A 2342-nucleotide genomic window follows, 5' to 3' on the forward strand; every position below is an offset into this window, starting at 1 on the left:
GAGCGCTAAAGCTCAGGAAACGTCCTGTGCCATAACAGGAGTCCCTGTTCGCGCAGCGTGGTGTAAGCCATGAAACCCGCACTCGATGCGTCAGCTTGAGGGCGGGAGTACGTCACCATAGTGGCTCTTGCCTTGGCTCAGAAAGCTCGTAAAGGGATCCCTCAGTTTGCAACTGCTGCTATGCTACGGGACAGGTTAGCGGATCCCTTGGCGCTATGCCCTCGCGTCGTTCCAAGTCGGTTTTGAACCCCGGTTCAGAGATGGAGGGGGGGCGTCTCCTAGCCCTAAAAAATCAGATCGAGGCAATCCTCTACTTGAAGGGGCAGCCGTTGGCCCTATCGACACTGGCCCAGTTGGCCCAGTGCAGCCGCGACGAGGCCTACGATGCGCTGTTGGAGCTGATGGAAGACTACGCCCACCGCGACTCCGCCCTAGAGGTGCTGCAGGTGGAGGAGGGGTTTGCTCTACGGTTGCGCGAGCCTTTTTTGGAGCTGGCCAACCAGCTCTTGCCCCCTGAAATCGGGGTGGGCGCCACCCGTACCTTGGCGACTATCGTTCTACGTGGCCCCCTCTCGCAAGCTGACTTGGTGGAGTTACGCGGTCAGGGTGCTTACCAACATGTGGCAGAGCTGGTGGAAAAGGGCTTTGTGACCCGCTATCGCAAAGAAGGCAGCCGCTCCCCCTGGTTGCGGGTGACGGATAAGTTCCATCGCTACTTTACCTTGCAAGACGGGAAAGCTTGCGCTCTAGCTGCAAGGTCAGCGTCGAGATGAAAGGCGCGGCAAACAAGTCCAGTCTATACCGGCGAGTTTACCAATCCTCTAGAAAACAAAACCGGCCAAGGCGTTCTCTACACTTGCATCTTTGTTCGTGGTAGTTTAGACCCCTCAGTTTATTCGCAACAAATGCCTGCGCTACTGAATGGATAACCAAGGAGCTGGCCGGTACGACCTCTCTAAACTCTCTGCTGTGCTGGCCAAAGAATATGAGTGAGCAGCTCAGCTCAACGCAATGGCAAGGCAAGCTAGCGCAGAGCGGGCTTAGTCGGCCATCCAGCGTTTCTATGACAACTGCCAAGCCAAGAAACCAGGGAAGAAGGGCTTTCCCAAGTTCCAGAAGCACTGCCGCTCGGTCGAATACAAGACGACAGGGTGGGAACTCTCACAAGACGGGAAGCATCTCACCTTCCCCAACAGTTTTAAGGCTGGAACCTTTCTGCGGCTGGAAGCTTCTGACCCATGGTTTTACGGCATTTCGCAGATTAAGCAAATCAGGGTAGTGCGGAGAGCCGATGGCTACGACGCTCAGTTTTGCATCGACGTTGACCCGCAGGAAGAACTTCCACCTACGGGTAAGGTTGTCGGTATTGAGTTGGGGCTGACATGCTTCTACGAAGCAACCGACGGTACTGTAGTGGAAAACCCCAGGTTTCCGAGGCAGCGTAGAGACTGGGTGGTGAAACAGGCCCGGGCGCTGGTGTGTCCGTAGCGTGGTTTTGTGCGCTTGCGTCAGCGGTGCGGAGCACTAACTGTCTTAAGCGGGTTTGAAATGACCACAAAGTTAAGGATCCCCTCACCGGGGATCCAGATCAAGGAGTCACGGCTTCAGCGGAGAAGGGAGCCCTTCTCCTGAGCCAACATCAGCTAGGTTGCTGGGACTCTTACTTGTTGGGCTGAGGGGTGACTCGCAAGTAGGGCTTGAGCTCCTTGTAGCCTTTCGGGAACTTTTCTTTGAGCACTTCCGGATCTTGCAGCGAAGGTGGAATGATGACATCATCGCCATCTTTCCAGTCGGCGGGAGTGACAACGTTGTACTTATCCGTCAACTGCAGAGCATCGATTGCCCGCAGCAGCTCGTCGAAGTTGCGCCCCGTGCTGGCTGGATAGGTGAGGATAAGGCGGATTTTCTTGTTGGGATCAATAACGAACACTGAGCGCACCGTCAAAGGCAGTCCTTCTTGATTGAGGTTGGTCTGATCCAGCATGCCGTAGAGCTGGGAGACCTTGCGATCAACGTCTGCCAAGATGGGATAAGTCACCCGGGCATTCTGAGTTTCCTCGATGTCTTTCACCCAGCCGACGTGGGAGTCCACATCGTCCACGCTGAGGGCCAGCACCTTCACCCCTCGCTTCTCGAACTCAGGCATCAGCTTGGCAACAGTACCCAGCTCGGTGGTGCAGACTGGCGTGTAGTCGGCGGGGTGGGAGAACAACACTACCCAGCTATCCCCGGCCCAGGAATAGAAGTCGATTTCGCCGTGGGTGGACTTTTGCGTAAAATTGGGAGCCGTATCGCCAAGTCGGAGAGACATACACTCTTTCTCCTCAGTAAAGGGTTCAGTC

General features: G+C 55.7%; 2 protein-coding genes. One reads left to right on the plus strand and one right to left on the minus strand.

Annotation, left to right across the window (positions count from 1 at the left end):
* The first annotated feature begins 215 nt into the window (after positions 1–215).
* Positions 216–773: an SMC-Scp complex subunit ScpB gene (gene scpB, locus NW863_RS07880; RefSeq protein ID WP_414365678.1), complete on the plus strand. Its 558-nt coding sequence runs from the start codon at positions 216–218 to the stop codon at positions 771–773.
* A gap of 887 nt (positions 774–1660) precedes the next feature.
* On the opposite strand, the gene NW863_RS07885 is transcribed toward scpB, so the two are convergent.
* The gene (locus NW863_RS07885; protein WP_414365679.1) at positions 1661–2311 is read right to left on the minus strand and encodes a peroxiredoxin; all 651 of its coding nucleotides are present in this window, start codon (positions 2309–2311) and stop codon (positions 1661–1663) included.
* Positions 2312–2342: the final 31 nt, after the last annotated feature.

The sequence above is a fragment of the Synechococcus sp. B60.1 genome (assembly GCF_047462555.1).
Taxonomy (GTDB): domain Bacteria; phylum Cyanobacteriota; class Cyanobacteriia; order Thermostichales; family Thermostichaceae; genus Thermostichus.